Origin of the sequence: Rothia nasimurium, assembly GCF_049068285.1 — a bacterium.
Lineage (GTDB): Bacteria > Actinomycetota > Actinomycetes > Actinomycetales > Micrococcaceae > Rothia > Rothia nasimurium_I.
The window spans coordinates 85397-112388 of sequence record NZ_JBLKPV010000008.1 but is presented as its reverse complement, the minus strand read 5'-3'; the positions used below and the strand labels follow the sequence as shown (position 1 = coordinate 112388).

23 protein-coding genes, 2 tRNA genes and 1 rRNA gene are annotated in these 26992 nt (G+C 58.5%); 16 read left to right on the top strand and 10 right to left on the bottom strand.

The annotated features are described in order from the left end of the window. Positions 1–23: 23 nt before the first annotated feature. The 3 genes from ACMXX3_RS08480 (at position 24) to trxA (ending at position 2716) form a co-directional block, all read left to right on the top strand. Positions 24–1232: a serine/threonine protein kinase gene (locus ACMXX3_RS08480; protein WP_421084291.1), complete on the top strand. Its 1209-nt coding sequence runs from the start codon at positions 24–26 to the stop codon at positions 1230–1232. A gap of 94 nt (positions 1233–1326) precedes the next feature. Then, positions 1327–2361 carry a thioredoxin-disulfide reductase gene (gene trxB / locus ACMXX3_RS08475; RefSeq protein ID WP_421084290.1) on the top strand — a complete coding sequence of 345 codons (1035 nt, stop codon included), beginning with the start codon at positions 1327–1329 and terminating at the stop codon, positions 2359–2361. A 34-nt stretch (positions 2362–2395) separates the two neighbouring features. After that, positions 2396–2716, top strand: a complete 321-nt coding sequence (gene trxA / locus ACMXX3_RS08470; protein ID WP_237189728.1) for a thioredoxin — start codon at positions 2396–2398, stop codon at positions 2714–2716. Positions 2717–2922: 206 nt separating this feature from the next. On the opposite strand, the gene ACMXX3_RS08465 is transcribed toward trxA, so the two are convergent. Both ACMXX3_RS08465 and ACMXX3_RS08460 read right to left on the bottom strand, forming a co-directional pair. Then, positions 2923–3597 carry a hypothetical protein gene (locus ACMXX3_RS08465; protein WP_421084289.1) on the bottom strand — a complete coding sequence of 225 codons (675 nt, stop codon included), beginning with the start codon at positions 3595–3597 and terminating at the stop codon, positions 2923–2925. Positions 3598–3764: 167 nt separating this feature from the next. After that, the gene (locus ACMXX3_RS08460; protein ID WP_421084288.1) at positions 3765–4550 is read right to left on the bottom strand and encodes a helix-turn-helix domain-containing protein; all 786 of its coding nucleotides are present in this window, start codon (positions 4548–4550) and stop codon (positions 3765–3767) included. 2401 nt (positions 4551–6951) lie between these two features. On the opposite strand from ACMXX3_RS08460, the gene ACMXX3_RS08455 reads away from it, so the two are divergent. Further along, positions 6952–8406: a glycoside hydrolase family 16 protein gene (locus ACMXX3_RS08455; RefSeq protein WP_421084287.1), complete on the top strand. Its 1455-nt coding sequence runs from the start codon at positions 6952–6954 to the stop codon at positions 8404–8406. Positions 8407–8766: 360 nt separating this feature from the next. On the opposite strand, the gene ACMXX3_RS08450 is transcribed toward ACMXX3_RS08455, so the two are convergent. Then, positions 8767–9849: a ParB/RepB/Spo0J family partition protein gene (locus ACMXX3_RS08450; RefSeq protein ID WP_421084286.1), complete on the bottom strand. Its 1083-nt coding sequence runs from the start codon at positions 9847–9849 to the stop codon at positions 8767–8769. A gap of 151 nt (positions 9850–10000) precedes the next feature. After that, entirely contained in the window at positions 10001–10999 is a 999-nt protein-coding gene (locus tag ACMXX3_RS08445; RefSeq protein WP_421084285.1) for a ParA family protein, read from the bottom strand. 161 nt (positions 11000–11160) lie between these two features. Between ACMXX3_RS08445 and ACMXX3_RS08440 the strand changes: the two genes are divergently transcribed. Beyond that, positions 11161–11676 (top strand): GNAT family N-acetyltransferase, encoded by a 516-nt coding sequence (locus ACMXX3_RS08440; protein ID WP_421084284.1) that lies wholly within the window; start codon positions 11161–11163, stop codon positions 11674–11676. Between the two features lie 67 nt (positions 11677–11743). Here ACMXX3_RS08440 and rsmG read toward each other — a convergent pair whose 3' ends face one another. The 6 genes from rsmG to rpmH form a co-directional block, all read right to left on the bottom strand. After that, positions 11744–12373, bottom strand: a complete 630-nt coding sequence (gene rsmG, locus ACMXX3_RS08435; RefSeq protein ID WP_421084315.1) for a 16S rRNA (guanine(527)-N(7))-methyltransferase RsmG — start codon at positions 12371–12373, stop codon at positions 11744–11746. A 24-nt stretch (positions 12374–12397) separates the two neighbouring features. Then, a complete protein-coding gene (locus tag ACMXX3_RS08430) occupies positions 12398–12910 on the bottom strand; it encodes a protein jag (RefSeq protein WP_421084283.1) in 513 nt (170 codons plus the stop codon). Positions 12911–12931: 21 nt separating this feature from the next. Then, positions 12932–13903 carry a membrane protein insertase YidC gene (gene yidC, locus ACMXX3_RS08425; RefSeq protein ID WP_421084282.1) on the bottom strand — a complete coding sequence of 324 codons (972 nt, stop codon included), beginning with the start codon at positions 13901–13903 and terminating at the stop codon, positions 12932–12934. Between the two features lie 63 nt (positions 13904–13966). Further along, positions 13967–14362, bottom strand: a complete 396-nt coding sequence (gene yidD, locus ACMXX3_RS08420) for a membrane protein insertion efficiency factor YidD (protein ID WP_421084281.1) — start codon at positions 14360–14362, stop codon at positions 13967–13969. A 4-nt stretch (positions 14363–14366) separates the two neighbouring features. Beyond that, positions 14367–14750: a ribonuclease P protein component gene (gene rnpA, locus ACMXX3_RS08415; RefSeq protein ID WP_421084280.1), complete on the bottom strand. Its 384-nt coding sequence runs from the start codon at positions 14748–14750 to the stop codon at positions 14367–14369. A gap of 91 nt (positions 14751–14841) precedes the next feature. Further along, on the bottom strand, positions 14842–14979 hold the full coding sequence (rpmH, locus tag ACMXX3_RS08410; protein WP_083091541.1) for a 50S ribosomal protein L34: 138 nt from the start codon (positions 14977–14979) through the stop codon (positions 14842–14844). Positions 14980–15510: 531 nt separating this feature from the next. Between rpmH and dnaA the strand changes: the two genes are divergently transcribed. The 11 genes from dnaA to rrf all read left to right on the top strand — a co-directional run bounded on the left by dnaA (position 15511) and on the right by rrf (position 26664). After that, positions 15511–17019, top strand: coding sequence for a chromosomal replication initiator protein DnaA (dnaA, locus tag ACMXX3_RS08405; protein WP_421084314.1), 1509 nt, complete (start codon positions 15511–15513; stop codon positions 17017–17019). Between the two features lie 496 nt (positions 17020–17515). Continuing rightward, the gene (gene dnaN / locus ACMXX3_RS08400; protein WP_421084279.1) at positions 17516–18646 is read left to right on the top strand and encodes a DNA polymerase III subunit beta; all 1131 of its coding nucleotides are present in this window, start codon (positions 17516–17518) and stop codon (positions 18644–18646) included. 39 nt (positions 18647–18685) lie between these two features. Next, complete coding sequence (gene recF, locus ACMXX3_RS08395; RefSeq protein WP_421084313.1) at positions 18686–19876, top strand: DNA replication/repair protein RecF; 1191 nt, start codon at positions 18686–18688, stop codon at positions 19874–19876. Continuing rightward, positions 19877–20488 carry a DUF721 domain-containing protein gene (locus ACMXX3_RS08390; RefSeq protein ID WP_421084278.1) on the top strand — a complete coding sequence of 204 codons (612 nt, stop codon included), beginning with the start codon at positions 19877–19879 and terminating at the stop codon, positions 20486–20488. 333 nt (positions 20489–20821) lie between these two features. Then, positions 20822–22849, top strand: a complete 2028-nt coding sequence (gene gyrB / locus ACMXX3_RS08385) for a DNA topoisomerase (ATP-hydrolyzing) subunit B (protein ID WP_421084277.1) — start codon at positions 20822–20824, stop codon at positions 22847–22849. Positions 22850–22924: 75 nt separating this feature from the next. After that, positions 22925–25576 carry a DNA gyrase subunit A gene (gene gyrA / locus ACMXX3_RS08380; RefSeq protein WP_421084276.1) on the top strand — a complete coding sequence of 884 codons (2652 nt, stop codon included), beginning with the start codon at positions 22925–22927 and terminating at the stop codon, positions 25574–25576. Beyond that, entirely contained in the window at positions 25566–26078 is a 513-nt protein-coding gene (locus tag ACMXX3_RS08375; protein ID WP_421084275.1) for a DUF3566 domain-containing protein, read from the top strand. Before gyrA ends, ACMXX3_RS08375 begins: the two co-directional genes overlap by 11 nt. A 165-nt stretch (positions 26079–26243) precedes the next feature. Further along, positions 26244–26320: transfer RNA gene (locus ACMXX3_RS08370), tRNA-Ile, on the top strand. 19 nt (positions 26321–26339) lie between these two features. Continuing rightward, positions 26340–26459, top strand: a complete 120-nt coding sequence (locus ACMXX3_RS08365; protein ID WP_237204453.1) for a DLW-39 family protein — start codon at positions 26340–26342, stop codon at positions 26457–26459. A gap of 12 nt (positions 26460–26471) precedes the next feature. After that, positions 26472–26544: transfer RNA gene (locus tag ACMXX3_RS08360), tRNA-Ala, on the top strand. 3 nt (positions 26545–26547) lie between these two features. Continuing rightward, a 5S ribosomal RNA gene (rrf, locus tag ACMXX3_RS08355) occupies positions 26548–26664 on the top strand. Positions 26665–26992: the final 328 nt, after the last annotated feature.

Genomic DNA, 26992 nt, shown 5'->3' with positions numbered 1-26992 from the left:
TTTCCGCATGGGAGGCTACCCCTTTGACACAGCAGATCCCTCTGAGCACCATGCTCGGCGACCGCTACAAGGTCACCGCTCACATCCTCGAAACCGCTAGCGGCGACCTCGTCCTCGACGGCCTCGACCAGGTACTTTCCCGCAAGGTATCCATCGTCGTGGCAGCCCCCTCCCACAACCGACTGCTGGTTGCTAACGCCCGCAATTCAGCGGCGCTCTCCCGCTCCAACGTGCAGGTCCTTGACCTGGGCAACACCGGCGACAGCACCTACCTCATCACCTCCCACTCCCGCCCGGACGTCCTCCTCGACGCCCTGCTCACCGACTCAGACTCCGGCTCCTCCGAAAAATTCGGCGAAGAGATCTTCGGTGACACCGGGCCCATGAGCGCCCCCAACACCTACGTCCGGGCAAAGGACGCAAGCCCCGCAGCCGCCGCAGGCACCGCCGCCCCCATCAGCGCAACCCGCACCATCGAAACCGTCCCCCAGGACGAATTCGAAGAATACGACGCCGAACAAGACGGCTACTACGAAGGCGAAGAATCACCCGAACGCAATGGCGGCAAATGGGCCATCGGCATCGCAGCCATCCTCCTGCTCGTCATCGCAGCAGGTGTAGCCTTCAACGGCCTTGGCACCATGGTCGACTCCGACGCCTCCCAGGAGGCCTTCGGCCGCACCACCGCCACCCCCACCGCAACAGCCCAGGCCAGCACAACCCCCACGCCCTCCCCCACCCCCACCGCAGAGAAGAAGCTCCCCGCTCCCAAGCTGGACGGCAACTTCACCCGCACCGTCCCCTCCAGCCCCAACCTCATGGCTGAAAGCGACGCCCTGCTCGGCACCATCACCGACGGCAACCCCGAAACCCACTGGATCTCCCTGGCCTTCGGCTCAGCTAACTTCGGCGGCCTCACCGACTCCTTCTACCTGGCCGCCAAGCTCGACGAAGCAACCACCGTCAACTCCCTGACTATCAACCAGATCTCAGGCACCGGTGGCGCCTTCAAGGTGTTCGCTTCATCCTCCGCTTCTATCGACGGCGCCAAAGAAATCGGATCCGGCACCTTCGCCAACCCCGGTGAAACCACCGTTGAACTCAACAAGGACGTCCAGGACGGCAATACCGAGTACATCATCGTCCAGTTCACCAGCGCCCCCCAGCTCACCCAGCCCATCGTCGGGAACTTCCCCTTCGGCCTGCGTCTTGCTGAAATCAGTGTCAAATAAGTTTTAGCCCTACCGGCGGGTGGGTGGGAATAAGACCCACCCACCCGCCGTTATATTGCATAAGTTCACCTCTCACCCATCCACAAGGAGAACCATGACCGACTCTGCACTCGGCGGCCTCTTCGGCGGCACCGCAGCCGGCCTCAACCTGGCTGCAGCTACCGACTCCGCACCTGCTACTGCAGCAACCGAAGCTGGCGACCAGACCGTCCACAATGTCATCATCGTTGGCTCAGGCCCTGCAGGCTACACCGCAGCTATCTACACCGCCCGGGCCAACCTCAAGCCCGTCCTCTTCGCTTCTTCTATCTCCCCCGGTGGCGACCTCATGACCACCACAGAGGTTGAAAACTTCCCCGGCTTTATCGAGGGCATCCAGGGCCCTGAGCTCATGACCAACATCGGAGCTCAGGCCGAGCGTTTTGGTGCTGATATCCGTTACGAGGACGTCGCTGAGGTTGAGCTGGACGGCGACGTCAAGAAAGTTATTTTGACCGACGGGTCAGTTCACCTGGCTAAGGCCGTGATTTTCTCCACCGGCTCCGAATACCGCAAGCTGGGCGTGGACGGCGAAGCCCGCCTCTCAGGCCACGGCGTCTCCTGGTGTGCAACCTGCGACGGTTTCTTCTTCAAGGAAAAGGCCCTGGCTGTGATCGGCGGCGGAGATTCAGCTCTTGAAGAGGCCCTCTTCTTGACCTCTTTTGCCTCCAAGGTCTACCTGGTCCACCGCCGCGACTCCTTCCGCGCCTCAGAAATCATGGCCCAGCGGGCCCTGGCCCACGAAAAGATCGAGGTCATCTGGGACTCCGTCGTCAAGACCATTGACGGCGACGAGAAGGTCTCCGGCCTGACCCTGACCAACGTCAAGACCGGCGAAGAGTCTGTTCTGGACGTTGAAGGCGTCTTCGTTGCTATCGGCTCAGACCCCCGCACCGCCCTGGTCGAGGGCAAGCTGGAGCTTACTGAGGCCGGCACCATTGCCGTCGACGGCCGCTCTTCCCGCACCTCTATTCCCGGTGTTTTTGCCGCCGGTGACGTTATCGACCCCACCTACCGCCAGGCTATTACCGCCGCCGGTTCAGGCTGTGTGGCCGCTATCGACGCCCAGCACTACCTGGAATCCCTCTAAGTTTTATTCACCCTCTAGAAAAGGAAAAATTATTATGGCAGCTCAGGTTACTGACGCTACTTTTGCTGACGAAGTTCTGAAGTCAGACAAGCCCGTTATCGTTGATTTTTGGGCTGAATGGTGCGGCCCCTGCCGCATGGTTGGCCCCATCATCGACCAGCTGGGTGAAGAGTACGGCGACAAGGTCAAGGTTCTCAAGCTGGACGTCGAGAACAACCCCGCCACCGCCATGAAGTACGGCATCACCTCTATCCCGGCAATCTACGTCTTCAAGGACGGCGAGGTTGCCAAGCAGACCGTGGGCGCTAAGCCCAAGGCTGCCCTGGAGCAGGAATTCGCTGAGTTCCTCAAGTAGGAAGTAGCCCCTGTAGGGCCCCTAGGGGTCTTTACCCAATAAGCTGGCCCCAAGGCCCCTCAGAGCGATCTGAGGGGCCTTTGCATGTTCTCTTTTAGGGGTCTCTCCTTTGGGGGCGCGGTGGTGCTTGAGCGCAGGTAGGGTACGGACGCCCAGGAGGTCAGGAAAGTTTCACGTGAAACATAGGAGGCTAACTGCCAACGAGGTCAGGGGCGAATGGCACAAGACACGAGAAAACGCATGAGCTGAGTTGCGTTATCACTCGTGAAAAGGGTATCAAGTGCCTGATTAAACTCCAGGCGCCTAGCAAATGGAATGTTGATGGCATCAAAACCGTGAGACATGAGTTCCCCAGCCATCATCAAGCGGGCTGTACGTTTATTGCCGTCGAAATAGAACTGAGAACGCACGGCAGAGCAGAAATAGGCCAGGGCCCGTTCCCGAGGATCTGTTATCTGACTCAAGGATGCCAGGAGGTTTGCGTAGTCTGCCAGGAGGTTTTGCCCTTGTTCACCGTGATCGTCACCGTCGATGACACCACCCTGGGAAAGGCGCACCGTGCCGCCACCGGTCACAGCCCCCTGCCCGCGAAAGAATCCGCTCTCGATAGCCTCATGACGAGCGACAAGGGCATGGACTTGGTTGGAGAACTCCCGGGTCAGAGCAAAGGTTCCAGAGGCAACATGGTCGGCTACAAAATTGTACCCCTCGCTCAAGGCAAGAATTTGTTCCTCATCTTCAATACTCTTTCCCCCTACCGTTACCCCATCGAGCAAGGTGATCACCTCAGGCAGGGTAAAGGCATTCCCCTCCAAGGCTGCAGTGTTCCAGATGAGTTCGCTCAGGTTGTGTTTAAAGCGGGCTAGGGCCCGTTGAGGCATGCTGGAAAGGATAGGGGAGGTGTCTAATGGGACCGCCCAGTACACTCGGCCGGTTGTGCGGCTCTGTCCGGGAGGACCTTGGGGCTTTTCTCCGGGTGACGGCACTGAGGGGGGTTGCGACAGTCTTTTTCTGCCCCAGTGTATGCGTTGAGGTGGGTTGTTCACGACTAGTTTTCTCCCCAGTGGCTTGTGATGTCTTGGGCCAGGGATCCAAATCCGAGTGAGTGCAAATCGAGGACACCCTGAATGGGGGCAACCAGGTTTACACCTCCATCTTGGGTAGCAGCTTCAAGTTCAAGAGTTTCAGCCTGCACGAGGACAACACCTGCTGGTTGAAAAATCGGTGTTTCGGTGAGAGTCAGGGAGAGGTTTCGGGCGGCAGGATTGAGGTCCCCTTCAACCCAGAGGACGGTGGGTCCCTGGGTAGCCTTTTGCCCTAAGAAGTGGGAAGCTATGGGGGCACCAGAAAGAGCCCAGGAGGCCCCGGCTTGGTCGCCTGCTGAGGCGACGCGCAGGGCAAGTTCGGCGGGTGACAGCAAGGGGGTTGGAGCATAGAAATATACCCCAGGGCGCTGGGGGAGGTTCCCGTAAGGGGCGGCTTCTTCAGCAAGTTTTTCCGGGTCTGGGGCTACCCCGGGGGCACTGGGGATAACCCCCCACCGTGCATATCTGGCTAGCCATTGGGCTATTTCAGGACGCTCCTGGGGTAGGTTTTCTGGCAGGGTTGGGTCAAGCAGGTAGCGTGCTGCTGTGATGGCCCAGGGATCTGATGCTGGCTTGAGCGAGTAGTTGAGATCGCATCCATGGGCTAGGGCTATTTCACGCAAGGTCGCGGGTGTGGGCTCAGTTTTTTCTTGGGTGATTCGGAGAAGGGTTGAACGAGCTATGCCGGCTTTTCTGGCTGTTTGCGTAGGGTGCTCTGCAGCTTCGCGGAGGAGTTCAATAATTTCCACACTCCCATCATAAGATGCCTGTTGCACGTGTGCAACACCTGGTGCATGTGTGCAACTGTTTTCTCATTTTAACGCCACACGCACCCCGCCTACCCCCACCCATAAACAAAACCAGAATATAGAATTTTATTTAGAGAGAACCCAGCAAATGCAAAATAATAAATATATTTCAAAACTTTGAGGGGTAGTATAGGATTAGATTACCTCAATTGATATTCCTATATTTTCCCTAAAACACTATATTTATTTATTTTAAATCCCCACCACCGCCCAAATTAACTACCCTATAAGACACCCAGCTCAAAGAATTTTCTATTCCTATACCCAAAAGGTGGCACTCTATATCCAGATCATACAAGCCCTACACACTTACCTAAATACCTAGACATCTCAGCCACAGGACACTACAAGGAACCCTCGCCACCAACCCGGAAAAGGTGCAAAAAACGCCCAGAAGGGTGATTTTGCCTACTAACCACCATTATTACGCTTCCTCAAACCGCCCCTTAAATATGCATTAGCACAGGCAATTCATACTACTAATTACTGATTCCCAATTGATTTCTTAGAACAAAATCCTTCTCCCTTGACAAAACGATTCTTTACATATCAATTTTGCCTATTTACAATTATTTTCACACCTCGCTACTTCACCCTTGAATCGTTCCCCACTCCGCTTTTAACGCTCATTTCACCCCCATAAAGACAAGAAGAATATCCTTCATATATTTTTCATGAGATAAAAAATGAACTCCCCAAGGGGAGTTTTCATTTGATTTCCTTGCATTATTCTAGGTATTCAATACCTGCCTACTGAGATTCTCTAAACCCTGAATAGAAGGCAGAAACATAGAGGAGCAGGGGTCCACACAGCCCTAGCGAACCAGGGCATGTTTCACGTGAAACAAGGTAGGCTTTTGGAGGCCCTGCAGGGCGGGTTAGCAAACCGAGATACCCCTGGTTCAAAGACCCCCTCACCAACCCACTCGATGCCGGCAGGTAAAGGTAAAGCCAAAACCGGAGCTTTGCATAGACCAGAGAACCTTGAGAATAGAACGACTAAAGGATTATGATCCCCCGGCATCACCGGCAGATTGTTGGGCAGGGTCCTGTTTAGTATTCTGCAAGCCCTGGTGGGGCCTACCCAGCACCCTCTTCTTGATAAGGAGAGCTGAAGCCAGCCAGGGAAGAAGCATCAAGAGGGCACCAAGACCCCACCCTGCAATCTCAATAAGCCAGGGTTCCCCAGACAGAAGAAGTATCGATTGAAAATTTATCCTCTTAAACACTTGCCTTACCTCCTACAGTTTTTCCCAGTATAGGGGCAGGCAGCACATAGCGACGATAGCTAATGAAACGTTGTGCCTATATGCCAGACCAAACCATATCTGGCAGTGAATGCGCCAAGAACGGTGGACGCTGCCGCCCCTAGGAAGGGGCTCCCTAATAGACATACCCCTGAATATCACCACGCTGAGTCACCCAGTTCGAAACACCAGAAGATCCCAACCGCCACTTCTTGTATGGTTATTTCGTGCAATTTGGTGTAACAATCCACAAAAACACCCCCTCCAGAAGCCGCTCTGAGCGCCTAACACCAGCAGGCTGGGGTGATTGCTCATTTTTTCCGCAACAGGCCACCAGAGGGGCTTCTAGCGCCTTCAAAGCCAGCAGCTACTCTCAAAACCAGCAAAAGTCCCCACCAAAGACCCCAAGCTTGGTTTTGGGGGACAAAATGGGGGACAAAACCCCAATTTCACCCCTCGCCCCCTTCCTACAGGAGAACCATAGACACCGACAGGCTGAACAAATAGGGGACAAACAGGAGGCAATCAACCGCAAAAGGCCTAGCCAGCAGGTTTTAGGGGACAAATAGGGGGCAGATTGCCCCCAAATCCTTCCCTGCGCCCACCCCTACTTCCCCTTTATGCCGCCCCAGCCGTCCTTTTGGGGGACAAAATGGGGTACAAGTAGCCATGTGCACCCCTATTTGATCCAGAGATGGTCCAAAAGAAGAGTTTTGGGGGACAAACTCAACCTGCTTTACTTAAAAAATTTTCGCTATTTTGCCTAGATAGAGCAGTTTAGGGGACAAGTTCAAAACATTATCCAAAAAAATTTTCAGCCTCATAACCCTGCACTGACTAGTGTAAACATTATTGCTTTCAGCTGAAAGCATCAGATTTGTCCCCATATCGACTTGCCTTGTCCCCCAAACGTCCGTAAAGTTATCTACCGAAGCACGGCGGGCCACCCAGCCAGCCAGGGATCCTCCCCAAGGAACCCACCCCGAAGAACTTCCCCAAAGGTTCTTCAGATTCCTCCCCAAGGAATCACCCAACACCCCAAAGGTTCCACCCAGAACCTCCCAACCCAAACAACTGAAAGCGAAACCCAAACCATGATCTCCGTATCACGTCGCAACTTCCTGTCCCTGACCGCCGCAACCGCAGTCGCAGTTGCACTGACCACCCAGTCAGCCCAGGCTGCCACCGTAGCAACCCCCCTCAACGGTGCAAACCTGAAGTCAGGCACCATGCGTGTAGTCCCCCTGGCAGACGTCAACTACACCTCCCCCTTCGCCCAGGCATTCACCAACGCAGCAGCCTTCACCGCTGCAGGCCTCAAGGCATCAGATGCTCTAGTGGAAGCTACCTTCACCACCTCCCGTCCGGCAACCGGCGCCATCTACACCCGCGTCCACGCCCGCCGCTCAGCCAACGGCCGCGACACCTACGCAGCCCTGGTCGAGCTCAACAACGCAGGCCGCCTGCGCCTCATCATCGAGCGCACCATGGCAGGTCGCACCACCGTCCTGGCCCAGAAGGTCCTGACCTCAAAGGCACCCGCAGGTACCTTCGCCTTCGACCTGGCCCTCTCCGTCCGCGCCACCCGCCTGGTTGCCCAGACCATCATCAACGGTGTTGCAGAAAACCTGACCTTCGACGACGTCAACGTTCCTTTCCAGAACACCCCCGCAGGCGTCGGCACCGCAGCCTCCGTCTACGCAGGCAAGACCGCACCCGCAACCCACGCCATCGAACTCACCGCCGCCAAGGCTGATAACTGGGGCGAACACCGCGGTGCCCTCACCGCAGCCGGCTGGGGCCGAATGATCTTCGAGGACGACTTCAACAACGGCGCTATCGACGGTGCTAAGTGGCGCGTCCGCGACAAGTCCTACGTAGGTTACGACTCATCCGTCAACCTCAAGGAAGCCGTCACCATGGGTGACTCCTCCGCTAAAATCTGGCTCAAGAAGCTGGCTACCCCCGTCACCTACAAGGACGGCAAGACCCGCGAATGGGCCACCGGCTACATCGACACCATGGGCAAGTTCTCAGCAGAAAACTTCCGCCTGGAATACCGCGCCAAGCAGCCCGCTTCAACCGTTGAGCACATCGGCGCCTGGGGTGGCATCTGGATGCGCCCCGACAACACCACCCTGCTCGGTGAAATCGATATCTCTGAGTCCTACGGCTACACCTCCGGCAAGCAGAAGATCGACATCTCCAACCGCTCTGAAGGCACCGTCCACTACGGCCAGCAGCAGGGTAACACCGCTAAGAAGTCAGCAATGATCCCCGTCCTCGGCCAGAACCTGGCTGACGAGTACCACACCTGGGCCATTGAAAAGACCCCCGCAGGCGTCAAGTTCTTCTTCGACGGCGTTGAATACCTCTTCGTTTCATCTGAAGATCCCCGCTACCAGGCAGCCCTGCCCAAGGGTGAAAAGTTCAACATCCGCCTCTGCATGCAGGCAGGCAACGCCTACTGGGGTGGCTTGGCCTCCACCACCGCAGACTGCGCCGTTGAGGTTGACTACGTCCGTGTCTGGGAATACACCGGCAAATAAGCCACATAGATTTCAAATCCCCTGGGAAGGATTTGTTACAGGCAGATCGGGGCTTTGGCCCCCTGCTTGAATAGCTCACCGAGCTAGTTTGGGAATGAGAGCCTACCGCTGTTTGGGTGCGGTAGGCTCTCGCTTTTATCTGCAGGGCAGCTACCGGTTTCGCTCCTTTGTTTCACGTGAAACAAGGACGGCTGGGGCAGGTTTTCTGCCCCCCGACACCGGCAGCTTCAGGCCAAGTTTCAGGCTATGCCGCCAGCGCCCCCCTAGGCAGGCCGACCCCACGCTGCAGCAAATACAAAGCGGCCCCCACCGAGGTTGGTGGGGGCCGCTTCGTCCTGAGCCGGGATAACCAGTCTGCGGTTACTTCTTCAGGCCGGGATTTACAAGGTCAATAATCCGGTTGAGGTCTTCAACCGAGGCAAACTCAATGGTGACTTTACCCTTGCGGGCACCCAGATTGATCTTGACGTCGGTATCGAGATAGTCCCCCAGGGCATCGGCTAGGTAGTCCAGTCGCTCTGTGTGGCTCTGGACGGCAGGGGCCTTCCGGGGCTTGGCGGGCTTGGCATCAGATGCCTGGGCGACCAGCTCTTCAACAGCCCGCACAGAAAGGCCCTCGTTGACGATCTTCTGGGCCAGGGTTTCGATGTCAGCTGCCTTCTTGAGGCCCAGCAGGGCCCGGGCGTGGCCAGCTGATAAGGTGCCTGCAGCAACCCGGCGCTGCACCAGAGCAGGTAGCTTAAGCAAACGGATTGTATTGGAAATCTGCGGTCGTGAGCGGCCAATCTTCTGGGCCAGCTGCTCCTGGGTGGTGCCAAATTCTTCCAGGAGCTGCTGGTATGCCGCAGCTTCTTCAATGGCGTTGAGCTGGGAGCGGTGCAGGTTTTCGAGCAGGGCATCACGGAGCAGGTCTTCGTCCTGGGTTTCGCGGATGATAGCCGGAATGGTGGTGAGGCCTGCCCGCTGGGTCGCCCGCCAGCGACGCTCACCCATAATCAGTTCATATTTCTGCTCCCCGTCTTCCCGGCTGGGACGGACCACGATCGGCTGCAGAATACCGATTTCCTTGATGGAGTGGACGAGCTCCTGCATATCGTGCTCGTCAAAGTCGGTGCGGGGCTGCTTGCGGTTGGGGTGGATGTCTGTGACGTCCAGGGTAGCGAAATCTGCACCGGGAACTGGAACCAGGCCGTCCCCTGCAGCGGCAGTCTCATCGCCGAAGAAGAAATCTACTGGACGGCGGGAAGCGGTGGTAGAGCGCAGGGCGGCCCCCATATCTGCCCGCTTCTTCTTCGATGTTTCACGTGAAACAGGCTTCTTGACGCCCCTCTTTCCTGTGGGCGTCTCAACACCCAGGTCCAGCTCGTCCTGAGGCTGAGCCAGGGTGCTTTCCGGAATAAGGGCCCCCAGGCCGCGTCCGAGTCCTCGCTTTTTTTCTGCCATGGCTTCCTCCATCGTCGTGTAGTCCTCCCCCAGTTTAGTGGAGAAAACCTAGAAACCCGAACAAAAAATCCGTCCCCGGCGCTGTGCTGGGAACGGACTTTTGTAAGTTTTTCGGCTTCAATATTACAGAAGAACTACCTATATATAGTGTTTATACTTTTTCTGCAATTTCAACAGCCGCCTTGAGGTAGGCAATTGCACCGGGGGAAGCCGGGTCGTAGCTGATGACGGTTTGCTGGTAGCTGGGCGCTTCTGAGATACGCACAGAGCGGGGAATCGGGGTGGTGAGAACCTGATGGGGGAAGTGCTCCCGCACCTCGTCAGCCACCTGGGATGAGAGGTTGGTGCGGCCGTCGTACATGGTGAGAAGGATTGTGCTGATGGCCAGCTGGGGGTTGAGGTGTTTTTGGATCATGCTGATGTTTTTCAGCAGCTGGCTCAGGCCTTCGAGGGCGTAGTACTCACACTGAATGGGAATGAGGACTTCGCGGGCAGCGCAGAAGGCGTTGATAGTGAGTAGGCCCAGGGAGGGCGGGCAGTCGATGAAGATGTAGTCGAGGCGGGGCTGGCCAGCTGCCTCCCGGGCGGCGGCATAATCGGAGATTGCCGTGGAGAGGCGGGATTCACGGGCCATCATGGACACCAGCTCAATTTCGGCACCGGCCAAATCAATGGTGGCCGGGGCGCACCAGAGGTTGTCGACGTCCGGGCAGGGTTGAATAATGTCAGCCAGCGGGGTGTCGTTGATGAGGACATCGTAGGTAGAGGGGACATCAACACCGTGGTCGATCCCGAGGGCGGTTGATGCGTTGCCCTGGGGGTCGTTGTCAATCACCAGGACGTTCATACCCCGGTGGGCGAGCGCGGCGGCCAGGTTTACTGCGGTGGAGGTTTTTCCGACCCCACCTTTCTGGTTGGAGATAGTGAAGATGCGGGTTTCGCGGGGACGGCTCAGGGTTCGACTGGTGAGGTCAGCGAGTTGTTCGCGGGCGCTGGCAGCCTGCTGGCCCAGGGGGCTATCTGGCATGACAGCGGCATCTGAACGACCCAGTTTTTCGAGTGTTTCACGTGAAACAGCAGAACCCTTGTCGGGCTTGCTAGCTGCCGCAAGCGGTTCGGGTGGGAGGCCAAAATCAGGAATGTTAGGCATGGTGGACACTGTTTTCTCCCCTGGGGTTTGCTCAGATTTCTGTTCCCTACAAGACTACCCGCTCCCCTGACGACCTCAAACCATTCGCTTTTAAACAACTTATCAAGAGCGCTTATCTGATGTTTCACGTGAAACCTAGCGGCCGACTATAATCACGAACCATGACAACCATTCGCCCTGCCACCCCCGCCGACGCCGCCGAGCTGGCCGTCCTTTCAGCCACAACTTTCTCTGAAACCTTCACCTACTACCCGCCCGAAGATTTAGCCACCTACCTGGCTGAGGCCTACACCGAAGAAGGGTACGCCCGTGAGATTGCCAGCCCCGACTACGGTATCTGGGTGGCGGAGCAGGACGGCTCCCTCATCGGCTATGTGGTGGCCGGCAGCGCCCACCTCCCCCACCCTGAGCTCAAGGGCGCTGACGGGGAGATCAGGCGGCTCTATGTGCGTTCTGAGTACCAGGGGCAGGGTCTGGGCTCCCAGTTGCTTGAAAAGGCCCTCCAGTGGCTCCTGAAGGACAATGACCAAAGAACCCTCTGGCTGGGGGTCTGGTCTGAAAACTACGGGGCCCAGCGCCTCTATAGCCGCTACGGTTTTGAACGCGTGGGCGACTACTACTTTGAAGTCGGTGCCACCCGAGATTTTGAGTTCATTTTCCGACGTAACCCCCGCTAGGTGCTAAGAACAAAGCCCGGCTTCCCCACTACAGGGGAAGCCGGGCTTTGCCGTCCGCAGGTAAGACCTAGAGGGTTACCCGCACAACGGTGGTGGGCTCTTCCAGCAGGTCCTCACCGGCGACCAGAATCTCAGTCTGGCGAGCGCCGTAGCGGTTGAGCTTCTTCTGGGCCTTCTCGATTTCTTCGGCGGCGCTGCGGCCCTTGAGGGCCAGCAGCTGGCCGGTTCCGCGCAGGATCGGCAGGGTGATGTCCAGCAGGCCCACGAGGGCAGAAACAGCGCGGGCGGTGACGTAATCAGCGTCAACGTAACCGACGGCCTGCTCGGCGCGAGAACGCATGATGTCCACGTTCTCTAGGCCCAGGTCATCTACCACCTCGGTCAGCCAGATGACGCGGCGCTCAAGCGGCTCAATGAGGGTCAGCTGCAGGTCGGGGCGGGCAATAGCCAGGCAGAGGCCGGGAAGGCCTGCACCGGAGCCGACGTCAGCCACAGAGGCGCCTTCTTCGATGAACTCTTCAACGACAGCGCAGTTGAGCACATGGCGCTCCCAGAGGCGGGGAACCTCACGGGGGCCGATCAGTCCGCGTTCGATACCGCTGGTGGCCAGGTGTTCGACGTATCGTTCTGCCAGGGGCAGGCGGTCGCCGAAGATTTGGTCGGCAGCAACGAGGGCGGGACCTGCGAGCGCGGGGATTTCAGTCTTGGTTTCGCTCACGGTTTAGTCCTCTGCCGGCATGATGACGATGTGGCGGTCTGCCCCGGCGCCTTCAGATTCTGAGTAGAGGCCGGCTGCGGCCACGATGTCATGGATGAGTTTGCGCTCGTAGGAGCCCAGGGGTTCGAGGTGGACTTCGTCGCCGGTTTCCTTGACCTCGGCGATGGCTGTTTCCGCCAGGGTGACGAGGGCTTTTTGGCGGTCTGCGCGGTAGCCTGCGATGTCGAGGATCAGGCGGGTGCGCTGGCCGGTGGCTGCCAGGACGGAGAGGCGGACGAGTTCCTGGAGGGCGTCGAGGACTTCGCCGTCGGCACCGACGAGGGCATCGAGTTCTTCGGTGTTTCCGTCTTCGGTGACAACGGAGAGGTAGGTGCGGCCGTTGCGGATTTCGATGTCGATGTCGCCGTCGATGTCGGCGATGTCGAGGAGTTCTTCGAGGTAGTCGGCTGCGATGTCGCCTTCGTCGTCAAAGGCTTCTTCGATGACCTCTTCGGGGGTGGTGGGGGTTTCAGTCATGGGGTGGTCCTCCTTTGCTGACTAGTTCTTTTTCTTCTGCTGCTTTTGGCGCTTCTTGCTCATAGGCTGCTGACGCTGGCCACGGTTGGCGCGTTCGCGCTGTTCGGCGATTTCAGCTTCGTGCTGTTCCTTGGTTTTGCCGACGGGGGGCAGGCCCTTGGCGGCGCGGCGTTCGTTGAGTTCGCGTTCTGCCTGGGAGCCGGGGGTGGGGTTGTTCTTGATGACCCAGTACTGCTGGCCGAGGGACCAGAAGTTGGAGACGGTCCAGTAGACGAGCACGCCCAGGGGGAAGTTGATGCCGGAGACAGCGAAGATGAGGGGCAGCACGTAGAGCATGATCTGCTGCTGGCGGTACATGGGGGACTGCTTGGCGGCGTCCGACATGTTCTTCACGGAGAGCTGCTTGGTGATGTAGAACTGGGTGGCGCTCATGAGCACGACCATGATGGCGGCAATGATGATGGTAGCGACGTGGTTGCCGTTGCCGGGGTTCAGCATGGTGGAGAAGAGGGGGGCGCCGAAGATGTAGGCGTCGTTGAACTGCTCTACCTTGTCGTTGGAGAGCATGAGGATGCTCTCGTTGTTAGCTGCTGCGCTGGGGACGCCGTTGAGCACCTGGAAGAGGCCGAAGAAGATGGGCATCTGCACGAGGATGGGCATGCAGGAGGCCAGGGGGTTGGAGCCTGATTCCTTGTAGAGGGCCATTTGCTCCTGGGCCATTTTTTGGCGGGAGAGCTGGTCGGTCTTGCCCTTGTATTTGGCTTGAAGCTTGGCGAGTTCGGGCTGCAGTTCCTGCATTCCGCGCATGGCCTTGATTTGCTTCATGAAGAGGGGGATGGTGAGGGTTCGCATGACGATGGTCAGGCCGATGATGGCGAGGACCCAGGTGGTGCCGGAGGCGGGGTCCATGCCGATGGCTGCGAAGATTTCGTGGAATGCCCAGAGGATCGCTGAGACGATCCATTTGAAGGGCCAGAGAATGATGTCGAACATGGTTCTCTTCCTGGCTCGGTGTGTGGTGAGCCGGTTGTTGGGGCACGGTCAGCGTCGGTGCTTTTAGCTGCTGGTGTGCTGGTGGGGGTGGTTTAGAAGAATGATTTTGGGTTCGGTGCCGGGGGTGAAGGTTCGGCGGCCGGTGGGGACGGGGTCGAGGCCTCCGGTTGCCCAGGGGTGGCAGCGGAGGATACGGCGGACGGTCAGAGAGAGTCCCCGGACGGCTCCGTGGGTGGTGAGGGCTTCGAGCCCGTAGGCGGAGCAGGTGGGGTAGTACTTGCAGACGTCGCCGTAAAGGGGGGAGACGATGGCCCGGTAGAGCTTGATGAAGGCTATGAGGGCGTTTTGGGGCAGGGTGATGAGGGCCTGCGTGAAGGTGGCGGGGACGACGAATTCGTGGGGGGCTTTGTTGAGCAGGACGTCGTTGTCCGTTTCGGGGGTGGGGTGGGAGGTGCCCATGGTGTTAGAGCTCCTCTCGGGTGGGGTTGGGGGGAGCTGCCTGCGGGGCGCTGAGTTTTTTTAGGGTGGCAGCCAGGGCTCCGGTGAGGTCGGCGGCAAGTTCCCGGTAGGACGCTGTTGCGGCAGGTGGGAGGGCTCGGACGACGATGGAGTAGCCGGTGGGGTTTTCGGCGACGAAGGGGGCTATGGCTTCCCGTAGGCGGCGTTTGGTTTTGTTGCGGGTGACGGCGTTGCCGACGGCTTTTGAGACGATGAAACCGATAGTGGTTGCTTGTTCGTCTGTTTTGGCTGTATATAGAACTAAGTTCCGACGCCCTGAGCGGGCGCCGGAACGTGTAGTTGCTGAGAATTGAGCCGAGGCTCGCATCCGGTGCTGTTGTGCCAGCACGTATTCTCCTTTTCGGGTTCGGTCGTCTCTTGGCGGGCTGCGTTATCACGCTGGCCTGCGAAGCTAGGCCGAGGCGAGGAGATGAAAAGCCTTATGCTGAGAGGCTTGCGCGGCCCTTTGAACGACGGTTCGCGAGGATGGCGCGGCCTGCACGGGTACGCATGCGAAGACGGAAGCCGTGCTTCTTGGCGCGGCGGCGGTTATTCGGCTGGAAAGTCCGCTTGCTCATTTGGTTACTCCAAAAATGGTTGGTACGGGGGCCAACCTTTCAACAGTTCTTCGAACAGGTTGACGCTTCTTGCTGGTGTGCTGCCCTTAGGGTGCGCTGTGGTGCGCGGTCTAAGGTCATGCCCCGCGTGTGGGCATAGTTTTAGCACACTTTGACTAATCAACTCTAGAAGAGGTCTTGATACAAGGTCAAGCCCACAAGCGGTAGGTCTTTAATCACAGGCTGGCAAGAGAGTTTGGGCACACCTGTGGATAGCGACAGAAAACCTTCCCCCTAGCCGGAGTTATCCACAGAAGCACGGAAGGTTTTGTAAGTTACAAATTTTTGGGCTTTGGAGCTAGCGGTGGGAGGTTTAATCACATACTGTAAACAGGTATCCCACCGATAAATCACAAGTTTTCCACTCTGTGGATAAACCTGGTGATAACTGTGGAGAACCGCCTAACGGTGTGGATATCATGTTGATAAATTTTTTCGTATGAGGAGGCCTGCGTGGGCGATTATTTGGATCCTGAGCTGCAGAAGCAGTGGATGCGGCTGGTTGCGCTCTTACGCGCTGATACGTCGGTTGCCCAGCGCCATCGGGCCCACATTGGGTTGGCCCAGCCTCATGCCTTTATGGGGAATGTGCTGCTGATTGCGGTTCCCAGTGAGTTCACCCGCGATATCTTCCAGCACGAGCTCAAGGACACCCTGCAGGAGGCCATAACGGCAACCTTCGGCCAGGGGGTCACAGAGGCCTTCATTATTGATACCAGCCTGGAGAGCTCCCCGGAGAAGGCTGCCCCTGCGGTGGAGCGGGTTATTCCAGACCAGCAGGCACCGGTTGCGCCAGCTCCCGGGGCTTTTGAGGACGGCCCTGCCCCCGCCCCGGTGGCTGCAGATGAGGATTATTCCCCCCTTCTTGCTGAAGAGCCTGCTTCTGCGGAGGAAGAGGAGGTGGCTGCGTCCGCACCCGGAGCCCCTGCCGAAGCAAGCGGGGCGACCGTCACGACCTGGGATTCCACAGCCCGTCTGAACCCCAAGTACACCTTCGATAGCTTCGTGATTGGCCAGTCCAACCGTTTTGCCCACGCGGCAGCTTTCGCGGTGTCGGAGACCCCGGCCTCGGCCTACAACCCCCTCTTTATCTACGGTGGCTCGGGCTTGGGCAAGACCCACCTCTTGCACGCTATTGGCCACTACGCCAAGAGTCTCTACCCGGGCCTGCGCGTGCGCTACGTGAATTCTGAGGAGTTCACCAACGACTTCATTAACTCGCTGGCTAATAAGAACGACAACTCTTTCAAGCAGATTTACCGCAACGTCGATATGCTCCTGATCGATGACATCCAGTTCCTGGCAGGTAAAGAGAGCACCCAGGAGGAGTTTTTCCATACCTTCAATGCCTTGCATAACCACCAGAAGCAGGTGGTCATTACCTCTGATTTGCCGCCGAAGCAGCTGACCGGATTTGAGGAGCGCATGCGCTCGCGCTTTGAGTGGGGTCTGATTACGGACGTCCAGCCGCCGGAGCTTGAGACCCGTATTGCGATTTTGCGGAAGAAGGCCCAGAACGAGGGCCTGGATGTGCCTGATGATGTCATGGAGTACATTGCGTCTCGGATTTCAACCAATATCCGGGAGCTGGAAGGTGCCCTGATTAGGGTGACGGCCTTTGCTTCCTTGCAGCAGCAGGCCGTGGATATGCAGTTGGCTGAGCAGGTTCTCAAGGATCTTCTTCTGGACGACGGGGTGCAGGAGATTACGGCCTCGCAGGTGCTGGCGGCTACCGCTGAGTATTTTGAGGTGACGATTGAGGATCTGCGGTCGAAGTCTCGTAGCCGCACCCTGGTGAATGCCCGGCAGATCGCTATGTACCTGTTGCGGGAGCTGACGGATATGTCCCTGCCCCGGATTGGTCAGGAGCTGGGCGACCGCGATCATACAACCGTGATGTACGCAGACCGGAAGATTCGCAGTTTGATGGCTGAGCGCCGTCCGATCTTCAACCAGGTAACGGAGCTGACCAACCGCATCAAGCAGGCCTCCAAGGAGTAAATCTGCCAGTTTATGGGGTTTGACGTGGGTAAATACTGCTTCAAGCCCCTTACGCAGGCCCTGTGGATAACTTAATGAAGAAGGGCTGAATTAATGTGGATGTTAAGTGCATAGATATGCAGAAGCTGTGCAGATTCTTTTATGCATAAATATCCATCCACTATTCATTCACAGAAGTGGGTAACCTTATGCACACTCGGTTCACAAGCTCTTCCTTGAGTTTGCGGGGCTAAAACTGGTTTTCCACAGTTTTCACAAGGGCTATTAACACTACTTTCCCTTAAGAAAAAACGTCAAATAACAATAAATGCTCTGCGGATGGCGGTGCGGCGGGTTGGTTTCTGTAATTACATGTTTCGCGCCAGGGGGCTACTTGGGGTCAGTAGATTTTTGAAATTACACAAATTTCGTCAGGCCTTGTTCGGGTAGACTGAAAGACTGAGTTATGCCCTGCGCTCTGCACGGCTTTGTCTTTGTTCATCTGAAAGGTGCTCCAGTGAAATTTACTGTTGAACGCGATACCTTGGCCGATGCGGTAACCTGGACCGCCCGCTCCCTATCACCGCGTCCCCCGGTGCCGGTACTCTCCGGTCTACTCATGCGTGCGTCTGCCGGTGAAGTATCCATTGCCAGCTTTGACTACGAGACCTCAGCTAAGCTCACTATCGAAGCCAATATCGCTGAAGAAGGCGAAGCTCTGGTTTCAGGTCGTCTTTTAGCAGATATTTGCCGCTCCCTGCCCAAGTCCAACGAAGTCACTTTTGAACTTCGCGACAGCAAAGTCCATATCTCCTGCGGTACTTCTAACTTCAACCTGGCATCGATGCCGGTTGCTGACTACCCGGAGCTCCCTGCCCTTCCCGCTTTGTCAGGTACCGTCGAAGGCTCCGAATTCGCCCAGGCAGTTGCTCAGGTATCGGTAGCAGCCTCTAAGGACGACACCCTGCCGATTCTGACCGGCGTCCGCATGGAAATTGAGGGCGACCAGATTACCCTGCTCGCCACCGACCGTTACCGCCTGGCCATGCGCGAACTGACCTGGTCACCGGCTGATTCCTCTATCTCAACCGCAGCGCTTGTCAAAGCCAAGACCCTCTCTGAGGTCGCTAAAACCCTGGGCGGCGCAGGAGACTTGTCTATCGCCCTCTCCGACGCCCACGAACTTATCGGCTTCGAGTCAGATTCCCGCCGCACCACCAGCCTGCTGGTTGACGGTGAATACCCCAAGATCCGCTCCCTCTTCCCTGAAGTTACCCCCGTCCACGCCATTGTGCGCACCTCAGACCTTATGGAGGCCGTCCGCCGTGTCTCCCTGGTCGCTGAGCGCAACACCCCCGTCCGCCTAGCCTTTGCCCAGGGCCAGGTCACCCTGGACGCCGGCACCGGCGAGGACGCCCAGGCAACGGAAGTAATTCAGGCCCAGCTGCACGGCGAAGACATCACCGTTGCCTTCAATCCCAGCTACCTCTCAGAAGGCCTCCACACCTTCACCGCCAACAAGTTCGTGCGGTTCTCCTTCACCGACCCGCGCAAGCCCGTCGTGCTCTCTGAACAGGATGACTGGCAGGCTGATGACGAGAAGAACTACCGCTACCTGCTCATGCCCATCCGCCTCCAGAACAACTAACACCGCCATCAGGTGTAACCCTCACCCAAGGAGTTAGCGCTGTACATCGACCATCTTTCGTTGATGGACTTCCGCACCTACCAGCTCCTGAACCTGCCGCTCACCCCCGGTGTCACGGTTTTTCTCGGCTCCAACGGAGTCGGTAAAACCAACATTGTGGAAGCTGTGGACTACACCGCCCAGCTCTCCTCCCACCGGGTGAGCCAGGATTCTCCGCTGGTCCGTGTGGGCGCTGACCGCGCCTACATTCGAACCCGGACGATTCGGGGCAACCAGCAGACCGTCCTGGAGTTTGAACTGGCTCCCGGCAAAAGCAACCGGGTACGGATCAACCGGGCGGCCCCCGTCCGCGCCCGCGAGGCCCTGGGGGTAACCCGCACGGTGCTCTTCTCCCCCGAAGACCTGCAGCTGGTCAAGGGGGACCCGGCAGGCCGCCGCCGTTTCATCGACGACCTTGCAGTTTCCCTGCGCCCCTCTGTAGCCTCCTACCGGGCTGACTACGAGAAAATCCTGCGCCAGCGTAATTCTCTGCTCAAGTCCATGCGCTCGCGGCGGGTTTCATCTGGGGACGATCTCTACACCCTTGAGGTTTGGAATAAGCAGCTTGCGGACGTCGGCGCCCATCTCTTGCAGGCAAGGCTCCGCACGCTTGACTTGCTCCTCCCCCAGCTTCAGAAGGCCTACGGCCAGCTAACTGACGGGTCGAAGTCGGTGGGGATTACCTACGAGTCCACCATTTTTCCAGCGATTTCAGGGGAGGTACTCCCCCGCGCTGCCCTCATGTCCGCTGACGATATCCGGCAGGCTATGCTGCGCGGGTTTGCCGAGAAGCAGCGGGAAGAGCTTGAGCGCGGTGTCACCCTGGTTGGCCCCCACCGTGATGATCTTGCCTTGGAATTGGGAGGTATTCCGGTCAAGGGATTTGCCTCCCACGGGGAAAGCTGGTCTTTTGCCCTGGCTTTGAAGCTGGCGGCCTGGTATGTTCACCTGGCTGATAATGAGACTCCCGGGGCTTCTCCCATTCTGATTCTTGATGATGTCTTTGCTGAGCTTGATACTGCCCGCCGCCACCGGTTGGGGGCTATTGTTGCAGGGGCTGAGCAGGTCTTAGTTACCTGCGCGGTGGCCAGCGATATTCCCCAAGAGCTGGGGGAGATTACCCTGGTGAGGGTTGAGCCTGGCCAGGTGAGGATAGAATCCCCACCTGCGAATATGCAGAGTGAGGCATAAATGGATTCTCGGGATGATATTTACGAGTCGGAATATTCCGAAGATGTGCTCGATGCCCCCCATGCCCTCCTTTCTCGGATTCGGGCCTCAAAAGAAGCCCGGGGGGAACTCAGAGTGCAGGGGGCTGCCGGCCGAAAGATCATCAAAGACTTCAGTAAGGTAATGACAGCAGAGCCCGGCACGAAGCTGCGCACCTACCGCTCCCCTGGCTCAAACAACCAACTGGGCGGGTATACCGGCCCCGGCCCCAGTGCCCGTGACCCCCAGCCCCTCAGTGGCCTCATCGGCCGGATCATTATGGAACGGGGATGGACAACCCCGCTTGCTGTTTCATCTGTCATGGCCAGATGGCCCGAGCTGGTGGGGCAGAACGTGGCCGGTAAGACCACCCCTGAAAGTTTCGACCAGGGTGTGCTTGTTGTGCGCTGTGAATCAACGGCCTGGGCGGTGCAGATCCGCCATATGAAGTACGACATCATGCGCCGCTTCAACAGTGAACTCGGTGATGAGGTCGTCACCGACATTCAAGCCTTTGGCCCCCACGCCCCCAGCTGGAAGAAGGGGCGCTACCGGGTGCCCGGCGGCCGTGGCCCCCGCGATACCTACGGATAAGCTGCCCGCTTGCCGTCCTGCCCCCGGGTGTGCAGGGAGGGGAGACGGGATATGGAAAAATCGCTTCTGCGCCCCCGACCCCCGCTGGCTGTATGAACCCACAGCAAGCGGGGGTTATTCGCTCCCGTGGCCAGCTAAGGCGGTTTAAGCCGGTAGGCCCCTGCTGAAACATCACAAAACCGGTCGATAAAAGCTAAATTGCGGTAGAATTGGCAGAGAATACGCGCACCTCTCTGCGGGCCCTCCAAGCGCTCTCCGCCCCGGCGGAGCTGAGCTTTGGTCACCTTTCCCTGGCCTGGTGCGATACCGACCATGCAAGGAGCCTAACTACCTGTGGCAACTGAAGAAACAACCCATGAATACGGCGCCGCCGATATTACCGTTCTTGAAGGCCTCGAAGCGGTCCGCAAGCGTCCCGGTATGTACATCGGCTCAACCGGCGAACGCGGCCTGCACCACCTGGTCTACGAAGTCGTTGACAACTCCGTTGACGAAGCCTTGGCCGGGCACGCTGACCTGATTGAGGTCGTCATTCAGAAGGACGGCGCCGTTCGAGTTGCCGACAACGGTCGCGGCATTCCGGTGGACGAACACCCCACCGAGAAGAAGCCCACCGTCGAGGTCGTGATGACCATCCTGCACGCTGGCGGTAAGTTCGGCGGTGGCGGTTACGCTGTCTCCGGCGGTCTGCACGGCGTGGGTATTTCTGTTGTGAATGCGCTCTCGACCAGGGTTGAAACCGAGGTGCGTCGCCAGGGCTACAAGTGGCACATCAGCTACGCCAACGGCGGCAACACCGTCAAGCCCCTGACCCGCGGGGAGGCTACCGACGAAACCGGCACCACCCAGACCTTCTACCCCGACCCCGACATCTTCGAAACCGTCGAGTTTGATTTCGAGACCCTGCGGGCCCGCTTCCAGCAGATGGCTTTCCTCAACAAGGGTCTGACCATCCAGCTGACCGATGAGCGTGAGCTGCACGAGGGGGATGAAGTTACCGGTGAAGAGAAGCCTGCGACCCTGCCCCTCAACCAGGTAGGGGCTGACGCCAACGGCTACAAGACCGTCACCTACATGTACAAGGACGGCCTCTTTGACTACGTCAACTTCCTGAACACCTCCAAGAAGCTCACCACCGTGCATGAAGACATCATCGCCTTCGAAAGCGAAGATACTGACCGCATGATGAGCCTGGAAGTGGCTATGCAGTGGACCACCGCCTACAAGGAATCGGTGCACACCTACGCCAACACCATTAACACCCACGAGGGCGGCACCCACGAAGAAGGCTTCCGCACCGCCCTGACCACCCTGATTAACCGCTTCGCCCGCGATAACAAGCTGCTGCGCGAGAAGGACGATAACCTCACCGGTGAGGACGTCCGCGAAGGTCTGACCGCCGTCGTCTCCGTCAAGATCTCTGAGCCCCAGTTTGAGGGCCAGACCAAGACCAAGCTGGGCAATTCCGAAGCCAAGGCTTTCGTCCAGCGCGAGACTATGGATCAGCTGGGTGACTGGTTGGAGCGCAACCCCGGCACCGGCAAGGAAATCGTCCGTCGTGCCATTACCGCAGCCCAGGCCCGCCTGGCTGCCCGTAAGGCCCGTGAGACCACCCGCCGCAAGGGCCTGCTCGAAACTGGCTCCATGCCCGGCAAGCTCAAGGACTGCTCCTCCAAGGACCCCTCAATTTCCGAGATTTACCTGGTGGAGGGTGACTCCGCGGGTGGTTCAGCTGTGCGCGGCCGCAACCCCGAAACCCAGGCCATTCTGCCCCTGCGCGGTAAGGTCCTGAACGTCGAACGCGCCCGCCTCGACCGGGCCCTGTCCAACGCTGAAATCCAGTCGCTGATTACCGCCTTTGGTACCGGCATCGGCGAGGACTTCGATATCGAGAAGGCCCGATACCACAAGGTCGTACTGATGGCAGACGCGGATGTGGACGGCCAGCACATCACCACCCTGCTGCTGACCCTGCTCTTCCGCTACATGCGTCCCCTCATCGAGGCCGGCTACGTCTACCTGGCCCAGCCCCCGCTCTACCGCATCAAGTGGTCTAATGCCCCGCACGACTACGTCTTCTCGGACGCCGAGCGCGACGCTGCCCTGGAAGCTGGCTACGCCAAGAACCAGCGCCTGCCCAAGGACAACGGCATCCAGCGCTACAAGGGTCTGGGCGAGATGGACTACACCGAGCTCTGGGATACCACCATGGACCCCGAGCGTCGCACCCTCCTGCAGGTCAAGATGGAGGACGCGGCTGCGGCCGACCAGATCTTCTCCGTCCTGATGGGTGAGGACGTCGAGGCCCGCCGAGAATTTATCCAGCAGAACGCAAAGGACATCCGATTCCTTGATATCTAAAAGGTTTCCGCATGAAAAATGCGCTATATAACCTTTAGGGAATAAAAGAAGTCAAGGATACGAACAGAGGAATTTATGAGCGACGAGAACACCACTAGCTCACACCAGCCCGTCGAAGGCGAGATTGTTGCCCCCACCGCAGGGAACGTGCCTCCCGGTGGCAACGTCGAGGTTGTCGACCTGCGTTCTGAGATGGAACGCTCCTACCTGGACTACGCCATGGCCGTCATTATCGGCCGCGCCCTGCCCGATGTGCGTGACGGCCTCAAGCCCGTGCACCGCCGCGTCATCTACGCCATGTACGACGGCGGCTACCGCCCCGAGCGCTCCTTCAACAAGTGCGCCCGCGTCGTCGGTGAAGTCATGGGCCAGTACCACCCCCACGGCGACGCCGCTATCTACGACACCCTGGTCCGCCTGATTCAGGACTGGGTTATGCGCTACCCCCTGGCTCTTGGCCAGGGCAACTTCGGCTCCCCCGGTAACGACGGCGCTGCAGCCCCCCGTTACACCGAAACCAAGATGGCCCCCCTGGCCCTCGAAATGGTGCGAGACATCAACGAGGACGCCGTGGACTTCCAGCCCAACTACGACGGCAAGAACCAGGAACCGGTTGTCCTGCCCTCCCGTATCCCCAACCTGCTGGTCAACGGCTCATCAGGTATTGCGGTCGGCATGGCCACCAACATTCCCCCGCACAACCTGCGCGAAGTAGCCGACGGTGTGCAGTGGTTCCTGCAGAACCCCGAAGCCTCCAACGAAGAGCTGCTGGAAGCCCTGATCGCCCGCATTAAGGGCCCCGACTTCCCCACCGGCGCCACCATCCTGGGCCACAAGGGAATCGAGCAGGCCTACCGCACCGGCCGCGGCTCCATCACCATGCGGGCTGTAGTCAACGTCGAGGAAATTCAGGGCCGCACCTGCCTGGTCGTCACCGAGCTGCCCTACCAGGCCAACCCCGATAACCTGGCCATCAAAATTGCTGAACTGGTCAAGGACGGCAAGATCACCGGCATCGCTGACCTGCGCGATGAAACCTCCGGCCGCACCGGCCAGCGCCTGGTCATCGTCCTTAAGCGCGATGCTGTGCCCAAGGTGGTGCTGAACAACCTCTACAAGCACACCCAGCTGCAGGAGAACTTCTCCGCCAATATGCTGGCGATTGTGGACGGCGTGCCCCGCACGCTTTCTCTCGACGCCTTCATTCGCCACTGGGTCAACCACCAGCTCGAAGTCATCGTGCGCCGCACCCGCTACCGCCTGCGTCAGGCTGAGGAAGAAGCACATATCCTGCGCGGCCTGCTCAAGGCCCTCGATGCCCTCGACGAGGTCATCGCCCTGATCCGCCGCTCCCCCACCGCCGACGACGCCCGCACCGGCCTCATGGACTTCCTCGATATCGACGAGGCCCAGGCCCAGGCCATTTTGAACATGCAGCTGCGCCGCCTGGCCGCCCTGGAACGCCAGAAGATTCAGGACCGCCACGACGAGCTCATGCGCATGATCGATGAATACAACGCGATCATCGCCTCAGAAGACCGCCAGCGATCCATCATCTCCGAAGAACTGGCCGAAATCGTTGGCCGCTTCGGCGATGACCGCCGCACCAAGATCCTCATGGGCTACGACGGTGACATGTCCATGGAAGACCTCATTCCCGAGGAAGAAATGGTCGTCACCATCACCCGCGGCGGCTACGTCAAGCGCACCCGCAGCGACCAGTACCGCTCCCAGCACCGCGGTGGCAAGGGCATCAAGGGTGCCTCCCTGCGCGGGGACGACGTCGTCCAGCACTTCTTCGTCACCTCCACCCACTCCTGGATCCTCTTCTTCACCAACCTGGGCCGTGTCTACCGCACCAAGGCCTACGAGCTCATGGAAGCCGGCCGTGACGCCAAGGGCCAGCATGTGGCTAACCTGCTAGCCTTCCAGCCCGAGGAAACCATTGCCAAGGTCATGGAGCTCAAGTCCTACGAGGACGCCCCCTACCTGATCCTGGCCACCAAGAAGGGCCTGGTGAAGAAAACCGCCCTGTCGGACTACGACACCAACCGCGCCGCCGGCGTCATCGCCATCAACCTGCGTGACGGCGACGAACTGGTCTCAGCCCAGCTGGCCAGCGCCGAGGACGACCTGCTGCTGATCTCCCGTCAGGGCCAGTCCCTGCGCTTCACTGCCACCGATGAAGCCCTGCGCCCCATGGGCCGCGCAACCTCTGGTGTGACCGGCATGAAGTTCCGCGAGGGCGATGAGCTGCTCTCAGCCAACGTCGTCACCGACGACTCCTTCGTCTTCGTTGTCACCGCAGGCGGCTACGCCAAGCGCACCCAGGTCGACCAGTACCGCGTCCAGGGCCGTGGCGGCCTCGGTATCAAGGTTGCCAAGCTGGCCGAAGACCGCGGCGACCTCGTTGGAGGCCTCATCGTCAGTGAAGAGGACGAAGTCATGGTCGTTATGCAGTCCGGCAAGGTCGTGCGTACCGCAGTCTCAGAAGTACCCGCTAAGGGCCGCGACACCATGGGCGTCATCTTCGCCAAACCCGGCAAGAACGACGAAATCCTCGAAGTTGCCCGCAACTACGAACGCAACCTTGATGAGTCAGACGACACCGACGAAAACAGCGCCGAAGGTACCGAAAAGTCGGCAGATGAAGTACCTTTAGAAAACAAGACCACACCGGCGGACCTAGAGACCGCAGACATCACTGGAGGTAAGAGTGAGCAATAACAGCACCGCAGCCCGCCCCGCGCCGCGTGTAGGAACCCCGCGCGCCGCCCAGGGCAAGGGTCGCCCGCAGGCTCGCCCCCAAGCCGGTGTCGCCCCTGGCGGCCAGCGCAAGCCCCTCGTGCGTCCTGCCCCCCGCTCCAAAATCCGCCGCGCCCGCCTCGTCGTCGCGAAGGTAGATACCTTCTCCGTCGCCAAGCTGGCCTTCCTCCTATCCGTGGCCATCGGTATCGTTACCGTCGTCGCTGCCGTCATTCTCTGGCTGGTCATGCAGGCTACCGGTGCCTTCCAGAGCCTGAACGACCTGCTGCAGCTGCTCGGCACCACCAGCAACGCTGTTGATATCTCCGAATACCTGTCCCTTGGCCAGGTAGCCCTCTACAGCACCATCGTTTCTGTCGTCAACGTCGTTCTGCTGACCATTCTCGGCGCCCTCTCTGCCATGCTCTACAACGTAGCAGCCCGCCTCGTCGGTGGCATTGGGGTTACCCTCACCGACGAATAAGTCGACAAGCGGCCCCCTGAACCCCGTGACGACCCCCTGGCCATTGTCAGGGGGTCGTTGCCTATCCCCCACCCCCAGGAAAATATGTGACTCAGAACATGCTTTTTCGATTTGGCAAGGGCTGGAAATCTGTGTAAAGTTATATCTCGTTCTGATGAACACCAAGGGCGTATAGCTCAGACGGTTAGAGCGCTACACTGATAATGTAGAGGTCCCAGGTTCAATTCCTGGTACGCCCACCACCTTGGTCGAAGGGTTGACATGAAGAAATTTATGACAATCGCAATCGCCGCAGTCCTAGCAACTGTCGCAGCGAAACAAGCCAAGAATTCTCAAGAGAATAAAAAGACTTGGGAAGAAGCTACAGACAAAATTTCATAGGTAGCACCCGATGGGGGCGTGGCGCAATTGGTAGCGCACCTGCTTTGCAAGCAGGGGGTTAGGGGTTCGAGTCCCCTCGCCTCCACTCTTCGGTGATTATAGCAAGAGGGAAACACCCGGTCCCATCCCGAACCCGGAAGTTAAGGCTCTTAGCGCCGATGGTACTGCACTGGCGACGGTGTGGGAGAGTAGGTCATCGCCGAATTAAATTTGGTGAGGAACCCCCGGTCGAAAGACTGGGGGTTCCTTTTTTGTATGCGGGGGCAGGTGTGCCTGGGGTGTTCGTGCCTGGGGGGCAGGTGGTCTGTAGCTCCTGGTTTGTGTTTCTAACGGCTTCGCCGATTCAGCAAACTTTTATTTTCCTCGCTCGCTCGGAAAAGTTTGCCTCATGGTGTGGGAGAGTAGGTCATCGCCGAATTAATTTTCAAGGGAAACCCCCGACCAGAGATGGTCGGGGGTTTTTCTGTTTCTAGTGGCTGTTTGCGCGGCTGGCTTCCCGCAGAATAGGCCCCACAGCGTGGGCCTCTGGTTTT